The 15,740-nt window shown below is 47.9% G+C and carries 11 protein-coding genes; 8 read left to right on the top strand and 3 right to left on the bottom strand.

Features of this window, described 5'->3' with window-relative positions; translation table 11 throughout:
- Nucleotides 1-2,591 (bottom strand): two-partner secretion domain-containing protein (locus QT990_RS27945; protein WP_333466026.1); only part of this gene is annotated, 2,591 nt, incomplete at its 3' end.
- 81 nt (nt 2,592-2,672) lie between these two features.
- Between QT990_RS27945 and rnhA the strand changes: the two genes are divergently transcribed.
- From rnhA to blaOXA, 5 genes are all read left to right on the top strand, one after another.
- The gene (rnhA, locus tag QT990_RS27940) at nt 2,673-3,683 is read left to right on the top strand and encodes a ribonuclease HI (RefSeq protein WP_333466025.1); all 1,011 of its coding nucleotides are present in this window, start codon (nt 2,673-2,675) and stop codon (nt 3,681-3,683) included.
- A 361-nt stretch (nt 3,684-4,044) separates the two neighbouring features.
- Complete coding sequence (locus QT990_RS27935) at nt 4,045-4,833, top strand: HipA family kinase (protein WP_333308996.1); 789 nt, start codon at nt 4,045-4,047, stop codon at nt 4,831-4,833.
- Complete coding sequence (locus QT990_RS27930; RefSeq protein ID WP_333308994.1) at nt 4,811-5,209, top strand: DUF3037 domain-containing protein; 399 nt, start codon at nt 4,811-4,813, stop codon at nt 5,207-5,209. The genes QT990_RS27935 and QT990_RS27930 overlap by 23 nt, the downstream gene beginning before the upstream one ends.
- 245 nt (nt 5,210-5,454) lie before the next feature.
- Nucleotides 5,455-5,868, top strand: a complete 414-nt coding sequence (locus tag QT990_RS27925) for an MAPEG family protein (RefSeq protein WP_333466024.1) — start codon at nt 5,455-5,457, stop codon at nt 5,866-5,868.
- A gap of 421 nt (nt 5,869-6,289) precedes the next feature.
- Nucleotides 6,290-7,162 (top strand): class D beta-lactamase, encoded by an 873-nt coding sequence (blaOXA, locus tag QT990_RS27920; RefSeq protein ID WP_333466023.1) that lies wholly within the window; start codon nt 6,290-6,292, stop codon nt 7,160-7,162.
- A gap of 265 nt (nt 7,163-7,427) precedes the next feature.
- On the opposite strand, the gene QT990_RS27915 is transcribed toward blaOXA, so the two are convergent.
- Nucleotides 7,428-7,973 carry a dual specificity protein phosphatase family protein gene (locus QT990_RS27915; RefSeq protein ID WP_333308989.1) on the bottom strand — a complete coding sequence of 182 codons (546 nt, stop codon included), beginning with the start codon at nt 7,971-7,973 and terminating at the stop codon, nt 7,428-7,430.
- A 57-nt stretch (nt 7,974-8,030) separates the two neighbouring features.
- On the opposite strand from QT990_RS27915, the gene QT990_RS27910 reads away from it, so the two are divergent.
- Entirely contained in the window at nt 8,031-8,669 is a 639-nt protein-coding gene (locus QT990_RS27910; protein ID WP_333308987.1) for a pentapeptide repeat-containing protein, read from the top strand.
- A gap of 354 nt (nt 8,670-9,023) precedes the next feature.
- On the opposite strand, the gene QT990_RS27905 is transcribed toward QT990_RS27910, so the two are convergent.
- On the bottom strand, nt 9,024-10,088 hold the full coding sequence (locus QT990_RS27905) for a TIGR03032 family protein (protein ID WP_333308985.1): 1,065 nt from the start codon (nt 10,086-10,088) through the stop codon (nt 9,024-9,026).
- Between the two features lie 410 nt (nt 10,089-10,498).
- Here QT990_RS27905 and QT990_RS27900 point away from each other — a divergent pair, with 410 nt between their 5' ends.
- Both QT990_RS27900 and QT990_RS27895 read left to right on the top strand, forming a co-directional pair.
- Nucleotides 10,499-11,332, top strand: a complete 834-nt coding sequence (locus QT990_RS27900) for a sulfotransferase (protein ID WP_333144234.1) — start codon at nt 10,499-10,501, stop codon at nt 11,330-11,332.
- A 292-nt stretch (nt 11,333-11,624) separates the two neighbouring features.
- Nucleotides 11,625-15,740: DUF4347 domain-containing protein (locus QT990_RS27895; protein ID WP_333466022.1), on the top strand; the 4,116-nt coding region annotated here is incomplete at its 3' end.

Raw genomic sequence — 15,740 nt, 5'->3', positions numbered from 1 at the left:
ACTCCAACTCCCCGCAAATCTCCTGAATTTACATTGCCAGAACCTGTCAAATTGACGGTATTTTCTGTTGCTGTTGCACTTCCAATCTCAATACTTCCCGAATTGCTATTTACATTAACTCTTGTTCCCAGCAAATTCCCTGAACTTACATTGCCAGAAGCTATGACATTAATATTCCCAAGTGATGTAGTATTGCCGATCGCAATTGTTCCCCCATCGCTATTGACTGCAACTACTCCCCCTTGCAAACTCCCTGCCTGTAAGTCGCTGGATGCTCTCAAAGCAATAGTGCCAGTGCCAGCGTCGATCGAGACAACATTAATATTAGTTTGGGCATCCAGATTGACTGTAGGGATAATGGGATTAACTGGATTTGTGGTGGCAGGATTAACAGTTATTACCCCTGTATTGATTTGCTGTCCTGCTACAATTCTGACATCTCCAGAAGTAGCGATCGCCCCCGTAGCGACACTCCCCGTACTGCTGCTAGCATTGACAGTGGCAGCGGTGAGATTGCCTACCGTTAAGTCCCTAGAAGCTGTCAAATTGATATTCTCAGTTGCTGTAATATTGACTGGTGTAGTATTGGGGACTATAATATTCGGATCGCTCAAAACTCCCAATGCCCCGGAGTTACTGGTAATATCAACATTAGATCCCTGCAAAGTCCCAAAATTCACATTGCCAAAAGCTCTGAGTTCGATCGCCCCGGAAGTCCCAGTATCGATCGACCCTGTTACTATATTGCCTCGAACAGTATTCAGACTAATACTGCCGTTGATCTCAGCACGAGAAATGTCACTTGTCAATATAATATTGTCATTAGCTTGAATATTAATTGTCGAACTAGACGTTAATCTGCCCCCAACTACCACTGCCCCTTCCCTGCTTTCGAGATTTATTTGACCGCCATTAATATCTCTAGTTGCGATAGTTCCCGGCGCTGACAAAATCACCGGCCCGCCGGCCGAAATATTTTCAACAGAAATCAAATTATTCGATAAAATAGACGCAGGAGTAAATATTGCATCGTCACCTAAAGGATTAGGTTGTTCATTATCACCCGGAGTATCCCTAGGAGAATTAGGAACATTAGGAGAATTGGCCAAATTTTGCACTCCCGCCCGCAGAATTAAAGCCGGACTGCTGGTTAAAATAGCAATATCTGGATCGCCACTCACATTTTCCCTACCCAACGCAATATCGGGGCCGGTAATTGTAATTTCCTCGGCAACAATGCTCCCCCTCGCCTCGACTTTCAGCGAAACTCCGGTATAATCTCCAAAGAAAACATCTCCTTCCGAACTGATAATCGGGTCAAATAAACTGACAAAGTTTCCCGGCATTCCCGACAAATTGCGAATCGAAAAATTGCCACCCGAAACAAAGTGGGCATCCCCCGAAATAACACCGTTGCTAACCAAACTCAAATTGCCGCCACTTTGGAATTGCGGGGGAAGAGATAAGCCGCCGATCGCATTTTGAGTGAGAATATCAATAGTGCGATCGGCCTGAATGTATAAATTCCCCCCAGCCTGCGCCAAAAAAGGATTCTGGGCGCTGTCCCTGACCCGCACCGCATCCCCACCCAGCAAACTCAAATCCCCCGTAGTTTGCAGCCTAGCGCCCGCTAACGTCAGATTTTCCGCAGCCCATAAATTCGCACCTCCCGCACTCAACTGCGGAAGCCCAGACACATTAGCAGAAATCGCCACATCCCCAGAATTCACCTGCAAACCAGAACCCACAAGCCGCACAGAACCGTCATCAGCAACCGCAACACCCGCCGCCTGATTTTGCCCAGTACCTGTCAGCAACTGCGGCAAAGAAACAGGATTCAAAGTCTGTTGAGAATTACCCAAATTTCCGCCCGTTGCTATTTCCAAACTCAACAAATGCCCCGGTTGACTAATGCGGAGAACATTATCTCCCCCAACAGCAGCAACAGTAATTTGCCCGCCCGCAGCCGACAACTGCCCGGTACTAACAACCGTACCGCCAAGCAAAGCCAAATTTTGCCCAGGAGTCACCGCTAAATTGCCAGCATTAACAATACTTCCCGGTACACCCGGACTAAAATAAAAAGCATTTGGCGTACCCACCAACGCGCTAAAATTATTTGTACCTGCAGCATTAAACCAATTTGAACCAAAACCGACACCAGTAGCAGTAGTTGCAGTGAAAGCCGCCGGCACATTCAAACTCGCGTTCGGGCCAAACACAATTCCCGCAGGATTAATGAGAAAAAGATTAGAATTGCCGCCCGTGACAGTAATTAAACCGTTAATTAGCGAAGCGTCCCCGCCAGCAATTCGAGCTAATATATTTTGAATAGCCGAATTAGTCAGAAAATTAGCAATTTGACCTTGATTCAAGCCGAACTGCCCAAAACTGTGAAAAAGATTCGCGCCGTCTCCCGACAAACTGCCGCCGTTGATATCATAACGGTTGCCGATCGGGGTGACAACAGTACCCGTACCGTCAGCAGCAGGCACTATGGGCTGTGCTTGCGCGAAAGTATTAAAAATTAACAAAGAAAAGGGACAAATAAATAGCGCAACCTTTTTAATCTTTAAGTTGGCATTTTTCATAGCAACAAGTAAAACTATCTCAATTGCCTTAATTATCGCACTTGCAAACAACTTACCTCTAAATTACACATTAATTCGCTCATGACAACTCCCAAAATCAAAAGCCTCTACACAGACGGCGCTTGTTCCGGCAACCCAGGCCCTGGCGGCTGGGGTGCAGTAGTTTGTTTCGCCGACGGCAACTGTCACGAACTTGGAGGTGCAGACCCCCAAACCACTAACAACCGCATGGAAATGCAAGCTGCCGTCGCTGCGCTGGAATTTTTTGCCAATTCCGGTCAAACCGAACCCGTCACCGTTTACACCGACAGCGAATACGTTAAAAATGGCATCACCAAATGGATTCAAGGCTGGAAAAATAAAGGCTGGAAAACCTCAACGGGCAAAGATGTTGTCAACCAAGACCTCTGGCATCTGCTAGACAAGCTGAATTCCCGACAAATCAAGTGGGAACACGTCCGCGGCCACTCCGGCGACTTCTACAACGACAGATGCGATGAAATCGCCCGCAGCTTCTCGCACAATCTCACTCCCCAACTGCAACAGCAGAAACCAACGGGAGACGAGGCCGGGGCGGGCACGGGGGCATCGCCCCTACGCTTTGACAACACAATTGTTTCGGAAGAAACGGACGCAACTGGTAACAAACAGCAGAAACCAACGGGAGACGAGGCCGGGGCGGGCACGGGGGCACCGCCCCTACGCTTTGACAACACAATTGTTTCGGAAGAAACGGACGCAACTGGTAACAAAACGATAGAATCCTATGTCATAACTTCTGACCTTCCGATCTCCAACTCTACCATGATGGATTCAACTGCCGATACCCTGGAGAACTTGCCCCGCGAGGTGAGGGTTCAGGACCTCCGCAATCTGATCGAAACCTTGCACATCGCCGACGAGGTTGCGACGAAAGGCTACTTGATTACCAGTTCTGAACTGGCTGATTTGATGGATGTAAATGCCAGCGCTGTCACCAGTCGTGGAGACAACTGGGTTTGGCGAAATTGGGTAGTTTCGCGGGTGCGGCGCGAGGGAAACCAAATTCTCTGGCAATTAGAGAGAATCGACCACGTTAGTACAACTGATTAGTGGTTAGTCATGAGTTATTGGTTGATTAATAACTGATGACTAATGACTGTCTCAAAGCAAGATTTGGCAAAATTCCGTAGGGACACAACATTAGTTGTGTCCTTTTAGTCATCAGTTGAGTAAACAGATTAGTTAACATCAGTCCCAGTTAAAAGAAAGAATCCAACTGTAAACTCGTGATCAAAACCCTCCTAAAATGGCATTGCACAATTTGAGGATGATTCTTGTGGGGTACGCGTCCCGCCTGCTTTGAAAATAAAGCGGACGGGCGGGACGCCCATCCCACAAAACAATCAAAATCATCCCGCAATTATGCAACGCCCATAAAATCAGTGATTTTGCATCGAAAATCGAAAATAGCATGAGTATCAGCTTGCGAACAGTCACTGCTACCAGATATGTCACTCCTTTGCGCGAGGGCGGGTCGCTACCGGCGATCGTCGAAGCAGATGATGATGGTATGTATGTGCTCAAATTTCGCGGTGCGGGCCAGGGAGCCAAATCTCTGATCGCCGAGCTAGTGGCGGGAGAGATTGCTCGCGCCTCCGGGCTCCCAATCCCCGAACTCGTCTTTGTTGAACTCGATCCCGAACTGGCTCGCACTGAGCCTGATCCGGAAATTCAGGATTTGATCCGAGCAAGTGCTGGCCTCAACCTCGCCCTCGACTATCTCCCCGGTTCCATCACATTTGACCCGATAGCGGGGAAGTCCGAGGCGGATTTGGCCTCAGAAATTGTCTGGTTCGATGCTTTTGTGACCAACATCGATCGCACGCCGCGCAATGCAAATATGCTGGTATGGCACCGCCGGCTTTGGCTGATCGATCACGGTGCAGCCCTCTACTTCCACCACACCTGGAAAGATTATCTCTCGCGCAGCCGCGATCGTTTTCCGCCAATCAAAGACCACGTTCTGCTGCGTTTTGCTAGTACGCTGGAAGCGGCAAATTCAAAGATGACTCAAACGCTAACCCCGGACATCATTCGCAACATTGTTAAACTAATTCCTGATGCTTGGCTGGTGGGAGATTCTCCTTTCAGCGATAGCAACGAACATCGGAATGCTTATATCGAGTACCTGCTAAATCGGCTAGAATCACCACATATTTTTTTGGAGGAACCGATTAGTGCCCGATCGATTTCTTTATGATTATGCCATTATCCGCGTCGTTCCCAAAGTTGAGCGCGAGGAGTTTATCAACGTGGGGGCGATCGTTTCCTGCGGTACGAAAAAATTCCTCGAAGCCCGTATCGAAATTGATGAACAGCGCTTGATGGCGATCGACTCAACGTTGGATCTGGAAATGATTCGCAATCACCTAGCAGTCATTCCCCTCATTTGTGCAGGCGGCAAGGAATCTGGCGCGATCGGTCAACTTCCCCACAGAGAGCGCTTTCACTGGCTCGTAGCACCCCGCAGCACGATCGTTCAGACATCGCGGGTACATACTGGTTTTTGCCAGAATCTACCGGGTGCGATCGAACATCTGCTCGATACAATGGTGCGATCGTCAAGCCGATTTTAGATTTTAGATTTTAGATTTTAGATTTACTCATTTTAGCTAAAGATGAGAACGCCAGAACCATTGTACTGACGGGAAACTTTTCTAAAGTGTTAGATCGTGTCCGATCGATTAACCGCAATCAGATGCGATCGCGCGTGCTCACGAAAGTCCGCAGCCGGAGTGCGGACTTTCGCGGGCACATATCCGTTTTTTATTACTGTAATTGACCGCACATAATATTAGCTGCAGTGGAGCAAGGTAGAAATATGATGCAAATTGAACCGACAAATATGACTTTCCCTCTCTGGGGTTTAACTATTTTCATCCTGTGGACGATCGCAGTTGTTATCCTGCTGCTAACAGTCAGGATTCGGCATCTATCTGCGGGCGGATCAGTCAAAGATTTCAGCACACCAAACGACGACAGCTTGCTTTGGCGACTATTTCGAGTACAATCCAACTTGATAGAAAACCTGCCTTTGTATTTGGGAGTTGTTTTCCTTCTAACCGTTAGGGGTGTTTCAGGAACAGCAGTAGATTTGCTGATTGTTGTGTACATCCTATTTCGGCTTGTACATTCAGTGATTCACATCGCGGGCCTCGATCCAAAGTTTCGGTTATTCAGCTTAGTAATTCAGTTAAGCTGTTTGGTCGCGTTAACTATTATGGCAGTTTTGTAGGTGAGAAATTACGCAATTGACAGCTATATATATAGCAATCCTAAATCATTATCATAATTATTGTAGGGGCAATCCGACCCCTACTCCCCGTGGTTGCCCGATAGATAGGGGGTAGGCACGGGGAGTAGGGGTAGCACTACCCCTACAAATTTATCGGAATCATTTAGGATTGCTATAGTAGGGTGCGTCAAGGGCTAACCCTAATCGTTTCTTACACAGCGTAAGTCAGGCCCACCTTACAAGTCGATCGCGCCTGTGACATTAAGCTGTTCGGCATTTAAAGGACTTGCGTAAGGTGCGTCAGCATCTAAGGTTTTCCTTTTCAGCGTAAGGGTTCTAGCTGACGCACCCTACTCGCCTCGTTACTGGTTTAAATGCTCCACAGCTTACTGCCTGTGATTTGGCTAAATTATCGAAGTTTATGAACAGAATATCTCGTGCGATCGCTGTTATTTTAATTCTATTAGGCTGCATTACTTCTGTTTTAGTTCAGCCACCGCAATCAGCCTTAACCGTGCCACCTCCAGTGCAAGAATCTCCGCCTCGCGGAGGAGATGTTGCTCAGACAATGAATTTTGGACGGCACTTTCAAGAATTAGGAGTTGAAGGCTCGATCGCAATTTACGATTTGAATAGCGATCGGCTTTATCAACACAACCCGCAGCGTAACGCCACAGCTTTTTTACCTGCATCTACATTTAAGATTCTCAACTCTCTGATTTCCCTAGAAACAGGGGTAATTTCAGATGAGATTGCCGTTCTAACTTGGGATGGAATTCAAAGGCAAATTCCCGCATGGAATCGAGACTTGAATATGAGACAAGCCATGAAACTTTCCGCCGTTTGGTTTTACCAAGTTCTCGCCCGCCGAGTCGGACACGAGCAAATGCAAAAATGGGTAGCTAAAGTCGGTTATGGCAACCAAAAAATTGGTAACAAAGACGATATTGACAAATTCTGGTTAGAGGGAGAACTGCGAATCACACCCAACGAGCAAATTCAATTTCTCCGCCGTCTATACAAAAATGACTTACCCTTTTCTGAGCGATCGCTGTCTCTGGTTAAAGATATCATAATTGTTGAACAAACTCCCGATTACACAATTAGAGCTAAAACAGGATGGGCCAATTTTGGAGAACAAACAAAGCCTCAAATTGGCTGGTATGTAGGTTATTTAGAAAAGGATAAAAATGTTTACTTTTTTGCAACAAACATTGATATCCGCAACAATAATGACGCACCTGCCAGAATCGAGTTAACGCGCCGTTGCTTCAAGGATCTGGCGCTGCTGTAAGTGGGTTATTTGTTCTGTAATATTCGCAAAAACGCCAGCGGATAGGCTAACGGTGACAGCCAAAACAGCCATTTATTCGATGCCTGAGTTCGAGCGTTGAAAGCGGAGTCTTTTAAATCTTTTAGAGCTTACGCAATTGGCCCATATAGCAATCCTTGCAGGTGTCGTAAACTTTTTACCCCACCCCAACCCTCCCCTTACTAAGGGGAGGGAGTAAGAAATTCACAAATGATTTAGGATTGCTATATATATAGTTGCTATCGTGCTATATGTCATTTCTTCCAGCAAGGCGACTATCATCTAAGAGAGCATTAAGTTTTTCAACGACTAGCCAGGGGTTTCGACCTTTCAAACAAGCTGCGATTGCTGCTTCATAGGGATTTCTGCCAGTTTTTTTTACGGCTGCGATCGCCTGTTTGTTAGACAATCCCCGCCCGCTGACCAACCAAGCAGCCAAAACCTGTCCTGTACGTCCGATCCCCCCAGAACAGTGAACTACCACCCGTTCACCTTTGCTATTTGCAGATTCCAAGAACGGCAATATGCGATCGATTAAAATATCGCGATCGACCAATTCAAAGTCTGCAATCGGCGCCCAGCAAACTCGATCGCACCCAAATATTTTCCGATATGTTCCCAGTAAATCACTGTAGCGGATGAGTTGCGTCTGAGCGAGCAAGCAGCAAACTTGCTGGATATTATGCCCCTGCATAAATTCAATCCAGCGAGCAACTTCTGCATCGCGGTATCCTGGTCTGGCTGCCCCAAACACAATTAATTCATTCTCTGAAGCCGCAGCGAATTTGTGCATAATGTTTTCAATATTTTTACCTATAATTAAGAAAGACGCACAAATCCTGAATCTACAGTGAAAAACAACAGCTCGATCGCCTTAATGAACTGGCTGCAACCCAAACCAGAAACCGTTTTGTTATGCGACTCAATTGTAGCAGCTTCTGAGATGGCATTCATGCTCAACGGTGAGTGGGATGGGTGCAATAGCTTGGTGCTCACTAAATGCGACAAGGTAGCAATTGAAGCAGCCGCCCGTTTGCTGGAGACATCGTGGTGCTACCAAAATACTTGCGAACCGGTTTTAATTCGGCTGGAAGTTGACGAATTGCTGCGCCGTTATGGAATTGGAGACAGGTTTTTTATTAATGCTAACTTGCGATGCGCGCAATTGAGCGAACTTTGCTTGGAAAACATTGATTTGAGTTATGCTAAATTAAATTTGGCTAACCTCAGCGGCACTAATTTAAGCAAAGCCAACTTAATGGCGGTACAGATGCCAGCAGCAAATTTGAGTGGCAGCAATTTGAGTAAATCGCAACTTGTGAGGGCGAATTTATCAGGAGCAAATTTATCAGATGCTAATCTCAAAGGTGCTGATTTGAGTTATGCAGATTTAAGCAATGTTTGCTTAACAGGTGCTGACTTAAGAGGTGCAAATTTAGCGAGAACAGACTTAAGAAAAACAAGGTTAGATGGGGCAATTTTTGAGTAATACCAAATCCCGCTTAAATACTTTCTCTCACACCGCGTGGGTATATCCTGTAAACATTTTAACATCAAACCGACAGTCCGGCAGGGGTTGAAACCCCTGCCTCAAAGCGCAAGTCCTCTAAAAGAGGACTGATGAGTTGTTGAGTCCTCTTTTAGAGGACTTTAGCTATTAGACAGGGGTTTCAACCTCTGGCGGAATAGCGGGTGGGGGGGAGGAGTGGTGGACTAAAAGCTTAAGTTGACACGCTTTGGGTAATGCCGTTTCCCTAGGGCGATCGCACTTCCGGGGTGTGCTTCATAAACGTGGAATCTGCTGTATCTGCGCCCATCCGCGTACATCCGCCACCATCTGCGGTTAAAGTTCCAAAGTAATTAACTGAGCAATTTCATCCGTTTGAAAACCCAACGCCATCGGCTTTTGCACTGTCGGAATCACTTGCACATCATAGAGTTCCGTGACAATTCCTTCAAACCGCAACCAGTGAACGATCGCCCCAGTAGTCAAATCAATCACCATCATACCACAGCGAGCCTCAGCATCCTTGGCTGCTAACAAGTCATCCAATTCTAAACCGCTAAAAGTGTTGTCACCTCCCCGAGGTTTCGAGAGTCCAACAATTGCCCAATTTTGCCAAAAAGCTAGTCCTCGGACATATCCCGGACAAAACGTAATTGCCTCAAATTTCCCTGTATCTAAATCCACATAACCGAATTCTCCTCTCCCCGAATTCAACAACCACAACTTATCTCGATACCAGCGCGGTGAGTGTGGCATTGACAATCCTGTGACGATAATATCATTAGATTCAATATCAATAACTATACCGCCATTTTTTCTGCGATCGCGCCAGCCATCCACCACATCCGACTGACTCGACGCTGTGACATATTTCGCCTCCCCAGCTACCATTGCCAAACCGTTGAGGTGACAGCGGTCTTCATTTATATATTGTGAGATAAAACCGGGTTTCCAGAGAGGTTTGCAACTGTGGCGATCGCTCAAAGTAGCGATACAATTAAACAAAGTGCTAATAAAAATGATTTGATTATTTTTATCGACTGCTATATCGTGAATGTCGATATCGCCTGTAGTATAACCGATTCTTGGTATATATAATTTATCGTATCCTTGGTATAATTTCCCGGATTCTAAGACATTATCTAATTGCCAGAGTTGATATTTGGAACTTAAATAAAGGCGTTCCGGCGTGCAGTAAAGCCCCATTACGCGATCGAATATTCGCCAAAAAGCCGAGATTCTGTTAGTTTCTGGCACAGCACCGATTAACATTAACCTGCTGGTTTGATAGGTGGTGCAAGCGAGGCTGATTTGTTGTTGGGTTAACCAAGATGGAAAATCGCGATCGCCAAAAATTTCGTGTTCGTGGGTTGTATTAAAAGTGGCTTGTTCGTTATTCATAGAATCTGGAGGCATATCTTTAATATATCCCAAATGTAGGGCGATCGTAATTTCCTCGCCTTGCGGGTTTTATCCATCGTACTTGACCCAAATCAACATTCATCTGGGTCTATCAGCGTACATCCGCCACCATCTGCGATTAAAATTCCCAAGTAATTCTGTCCTCATGGCAAAGATCCGACTTTTCCGACTTTATGATCCGACTTTTCCGACTTTACAGAGGCAGGGGCCCTAAGCAACGATAGAGATAGGGGAAAGCCAACCCACGATGTCTAGATTGTAAAGATATCGTAAACCTGGATGTTGTGTTGCGAAGTGTTAAATAAAAATATGGTATAAAAGATATATCTGTGGTATGATAGATTTAAGTTGCATCTAATGTTATAGAAACCCATTCCCCCACGAGGCCAGTGAAAGCCCACTTCATATCAGGACTACCCCGCTCAGGCTCTACTTTACTGGGTGCATTACTACGACAAAATCCCCGCTTTCACGCTGCTATGACTAGCCCAGTCGGGGGATTAGTGGAGAGAATGTTGGAAGCCATGAGCGAAGATAATGAGTTTTCCGTATTTATTTCCTCTGAACAAAAACGGGCACTGATTATGAGCATCTTTTCAGCTTATTACCACCCGCAAGCTGAAAAAGAAGTGATATTCGACACAAATCGTCTTTGGTGCAGCAAGTTGCCATTAATTCTGGAACTATTTCCTGAAGCAAAAGTCATCTGCTGCGTCAGAAACATCGGTTGGATTATGGACAGCATTGAGCTACTGATTCGCCGCAATGCCTTTGATGTTTCGAGGTTATTTAATAATCCAGCGGAACGGGCTACAGTTTATAGCCGTACCGAAGCATTAAGTCAAGGTTCGCGTTTAGTTGGTTATGCTTATAACGCTCTTAAAGAAGCATTTTATAGCGAACAGAGTGCATCTCTTCTACTGGTAGATTACGACCTATTAACCATAAAGCCGGCTAAAACAATGTCGCTGATTTATCAATTTCTTGGGGAAGAGCATTTTGAGCATGATTTCGAGAATGTTCAATATCACGAGCCAGAATTTGATAATAAGCTGAAAACACAAGGGTTACATCAAGTGCGTTCTCAAGTCGAGTTTAAACCGAGAAAAACAATTTTACCCCCCGACTTGTTTGAGCGATTTGATGGCTTATCTTTTTGGACAGATTCAACAAATAGTCGTGCTAGTGCGATTGTAGCGAAGCCACAGTCCGGCAGGGGTTGAAACCCCTGCCTCAAAGCGAAAGTCCTCGCTATGAGGACTGAAAAACTCATTAGTCCTCTTAAGAGGACTTGAGCTATGAGACAGGGAATTCATTCCCTGGCGGACTGGCGGGTTTACTAGCTGAATTGGCGGGAACACAGCTTAAGTTGACACCAATTGGCACGGTGCCGTGTCCTGACTGTGGGTAATATCAATTCCAATGGCACCGGATTTGAGATTAAGCTTTGATGCGGGGGTTTCAACCCCTGCCGGACTTAAATGTAAACGATAGATATAAAGGATAGCAGGAATTATGAACTCATCAACCGCCAACAAGCAAATTATTTTCGTTGACTCTTCTGTACAGAATTATCAAAACTTGATAGAGGGCGCAGATGCTAACGCCAAAATAGTCATTTTAGATGACAAGCGTAGTGGCATTGAACAAATTACCCAAGCACTGGCTAGTGAAAGTGGCATTGAAGCTGTTCATGTAGTTTCTCACGGCAACCAAGGCAGTTTAAAACTCGGTGCAGACGTACTCAATGGGAATGACCTCGAAAAATTCAACACTCAGCTAAAACAGTGGGGAAATGCTCTGACAGAGAACGGAGATATCCTACTTTATGGATGCGATGCAGCCGCCACAGAAACTGGCAATAATTTTGTCAAGCGATTGAGTGAACTCACAGGTGCAGATGTAGCAGCCTCTAACGACTTGACGGGTTCTGCAGCTAAAGGCGGCGACTGGGATTTAGAAATAGTAACGGGCCAGATTGAATCCGCCGTGCCGTTTAATCGGCAGGCGATGGAAGATTATGACTATACACTGGCGACTTTTAATGTCACAGAGGCAACCGATGATGGCACTGGCACTGTAGCAGGCACATTGAGCAAAGCAATTTTAGATGCGAATACCACACTAGAGGATGACACCATTACCCTCACCACAAATGTCAGGTTTACACAAACTCCGAATCAGCTAATCGACAGCAATATTGCTTTTATTGGTGGCGGTTTCACTGTCAGCGGCGATGCAAATAACAGTGGCAGCAATGACGCGGGTGACGTTCGCCCCTTCTTTGTGAAGTCTGGAACCGTCAGTTTCACCAAAATGACCATTCGCGGGGGCCGCGCCCAGGGCGGAGATGGTAGTGGTGGGGGCGCAGGCATGGGGGGTGGCTTGTTTATTTATGACGGCACAGTCAGCCTGAATTCTGTCACCTTTTCTAATAACTCTGCCATTGGCGGAAATGGTGGGATTGGTAACACGGGCGGCGGTGCTAATTTCGTGCCTCTCAATCCGGCTAATAATGGTGCCAACCAAACTGGCAGCAACGGCTTCGGCGGCGGCCCCGGCGGCAACGGTGGCGAGGGCTTCGGCGGCAACGGTGGCGAGGGCTTCGGCGGCAACGGCGGCGAGGGCTTCGGCGGCCGCGGCGGCCGCGGTGGCGAGGGCTTCGGCGGCAACGGCGGCAACGGCTTCGGCGGCGGCGGCGGCTTCGGTGGCAACGGCGGCTTCGGCTACGGCGGCCCCGGCGGCGAGGGCGGCGGTGGCGGCGGCTTCGGCTACGGCGGCAACGGCGGCTTCGGCGGCGGCGGCGGCTTCGGCCAAGGCGGCCCCGGCGGCTTCGGCTACGGCCCCGGCGGCAACGGCTACGGCGGCTTCGGCGGCTTCGGTGGCGGCGGCGGCGGCGGCGGCGGTGGCGCCGTAGGCGCCGACTTCGACGGCGAAGTCGTCGGCGGCTTCGGTGGCGGCTACGGCGGCTTCGGCGGCTACGGCGGCGGCAACGGCGAAGTCGCCGTCGGCAACGGCGGCAACGGCTACGGCGGCGGCGCGGGTATGGGGGGTGCAGTATTCATCCGTCAAGGTACTCTCATGCTTGACAGCACCACATTTATCGGCAACACTGCCACAGGCGGCACAGGTAATGTCAAGGGTCAAGGCAAAGGCGGGGCAATTTTCGCCATGCGTTCTCTCAAAAACACCAACCGCAACAACCAAGGAATGCCAACTAAGCTACCTACCGTCACCTCATTAGGAACCACCTTCACCGGCAACACCGCAGTCGATCAAGCAGGACCTCCCGGTGCTAACACTCCCATCGGTGGTGTCGGCAGCGACCAGGATAATAACGACGTTTACGGGACTATTGCCGCGGCACCCACACCAGCTATCGCTGTCACCACTCCCGAAATCACTCCTACTACCCTACTAGCAGGCACAACCAAGCAAAAACTATACGAAATCGACTTAGCCGTTACCACCCTTAACGCCCAACTCACAGGCGTTACCCTGACTCCCATCGGCACTTACACCACCCCAGACATCAGCGGTTTCAAACTCATCTACTCCACCGACAACATTTTAGATGGGGGAGATACCACCCTCGCCACCCAAATCCCAGTCGCCTCCGGCAGTCCCCTGAACTTTACCGGTCTCACCCAAACCATCAACACCGGCACCACAGGCTACTTATTCCTAACTTCTGACATTGCCACAGGTGCCACCCAAGGCAACACCATCACTATCGACGAACCTACCCTCTCTAACTTCACCTTCGCCGCCGGCAACAAAACTGGAACTCCCACCGCAGGCGGCAGGCACAAGTTCGACGGCATCCCTACCATTACCAGCGTCACCGTACCCGCCAATAATACTTACGGTATTGGCGGAAACCTCGACTTCACGGCAACATTTAGCGAACCCGTCACCATCACCCCCGGTACTGGTAGCGCCAACCTCCCCATCACTCTCGACACTGGAGGTACTGTCAATGCCATTCTCACAAGCAGCGGTGCCTCATCGACTACCCAAACTTTCCGCTACACCGCAGCATCAGGCAACCTTGACAGCAATGGCATCACTGTAGGCGCTAACTTAGCACTCACAGGCGACGCGACGATTCAAGATGCGACTAAAAATAATGCCACCCTGACTTTAAATGGAGTCGCTGCGACAACGGGTGTATTAGTTGATGGCGTTGCCCCAACTGTTACTATCAATCAAGCTACAGGGCAAACAGATCCAACATCAACATCACCTATCAACTATACTGTCACTTTCAGCGAACCAGTCACTGGTTTCGATGCGGCTGATATTGACTTAAGTGGCACGGCTGGTGCAACTACAGCAACGGTAACGGGTAGCGGTGCTAATTATAATGTAGCAGTTAGCGGTATGACTGCTGTGGGAAGTGCGATCGGCATAGTAAAAGCAGGCGGTGTCACTGACATTGCGGGTAATACCAATACTGCTAGTACCAGTACCGATAATATAGTTACCTACGACAACATTGCCCCAACTGTTACTATCGATCGAGCTACAGAGCAAACAGATCCGACTGCAACTTCACCTATCAACTATACTGTCACTTTCAGCGAACCTGTCACTGGTTTCGATGCGGCTGATATTGACTTAACTGCAAGTACAGCAGCGGGAACATTAATACCAACCATCAGAGGTAGTGGCACTGTTTACAGCGTCGAAGTCAACGGCATGACAGGGGGAGGTAATGTAATTGCCAGCATCAAAGCTAACGGCGTTACTGATACAGCAGGTAATAACAACACTGCCAGTACAAGTACAGATAATACCGTTGCTTATAACAACACCTTTCCCACAGTTACATCTATCAACCGCCTTGCGACATCTCCCACTGCTGCGGCTACCGCCACCTACGAGATTAAATTCTCTGAAGATGTTACAGGCGTTGACGTTTCTGACTTTACTTTAGTCCCAAATGGTGTAACTGGTGCATCCATTGGCACTTTAACTCCTGTTGATGCTAAGACTTACCAACTGCAAGTTAACACAGGTACGGGCAGCGGTAAAATTGGGTTAAATTTAGTTGATGATGACAGCATCAAAAACAGCTTGGGAGTGGCATTAGGCGGTGCAACGGCTGGCAATGGTAACTTAACGGGACAAGTTTACGACATTGACAAAACACCGCCCACTGGCAGTTTAAATGCTGTTGCGGATGTGACTACAGCGGGCGGAACCAGTCAAACTTTGACTGTCACTTTCAGCGATAATAATGTTCTCGATGTTTCAAGCTTGGATAGTTCTGATGTTTTGATAAATTGGTCAGGTGGCGCTATTCCTGCTACTTTTGTCAGCGTCGATAATAATAGTAATGGTACGCCTCGGACAGCGACTTATTCCTTTGTTCCCCCTGGCGGAAGTTGGGATAATACTGATAATGGAACTTACACTGTTAACTTGCAAGGAAGTCAGGTTAAAGATGCACTTGGCAATCTTGCTGTTGCTGGTAGTTTAGGGACTTTTAACGTTAATGTTGCGGCACCGGTTGCGACAACCCCGCCATCGGGCACAGCGGGAACACCAACGGGCACAGCGGGAACACCAACGGGCACAGCGGGAACACCAACGGGCACAGCGGGAACACCAACGGGCACAGCGGGA

The sequence above is a fragment of the Microcoleus sp. T3_B1 genome (assembly GCF_036700445.1).
Lineage (GTDB): Bacteria > Cyanobacteriota > Cyanobacteriia > Cyanobacteriales > Microcoleaceae > Microcoleus.
Note: the sequence above shows the minus strand (reverse complement) of the source record. Positions and strands in the feature narration are given on the sequence as shown.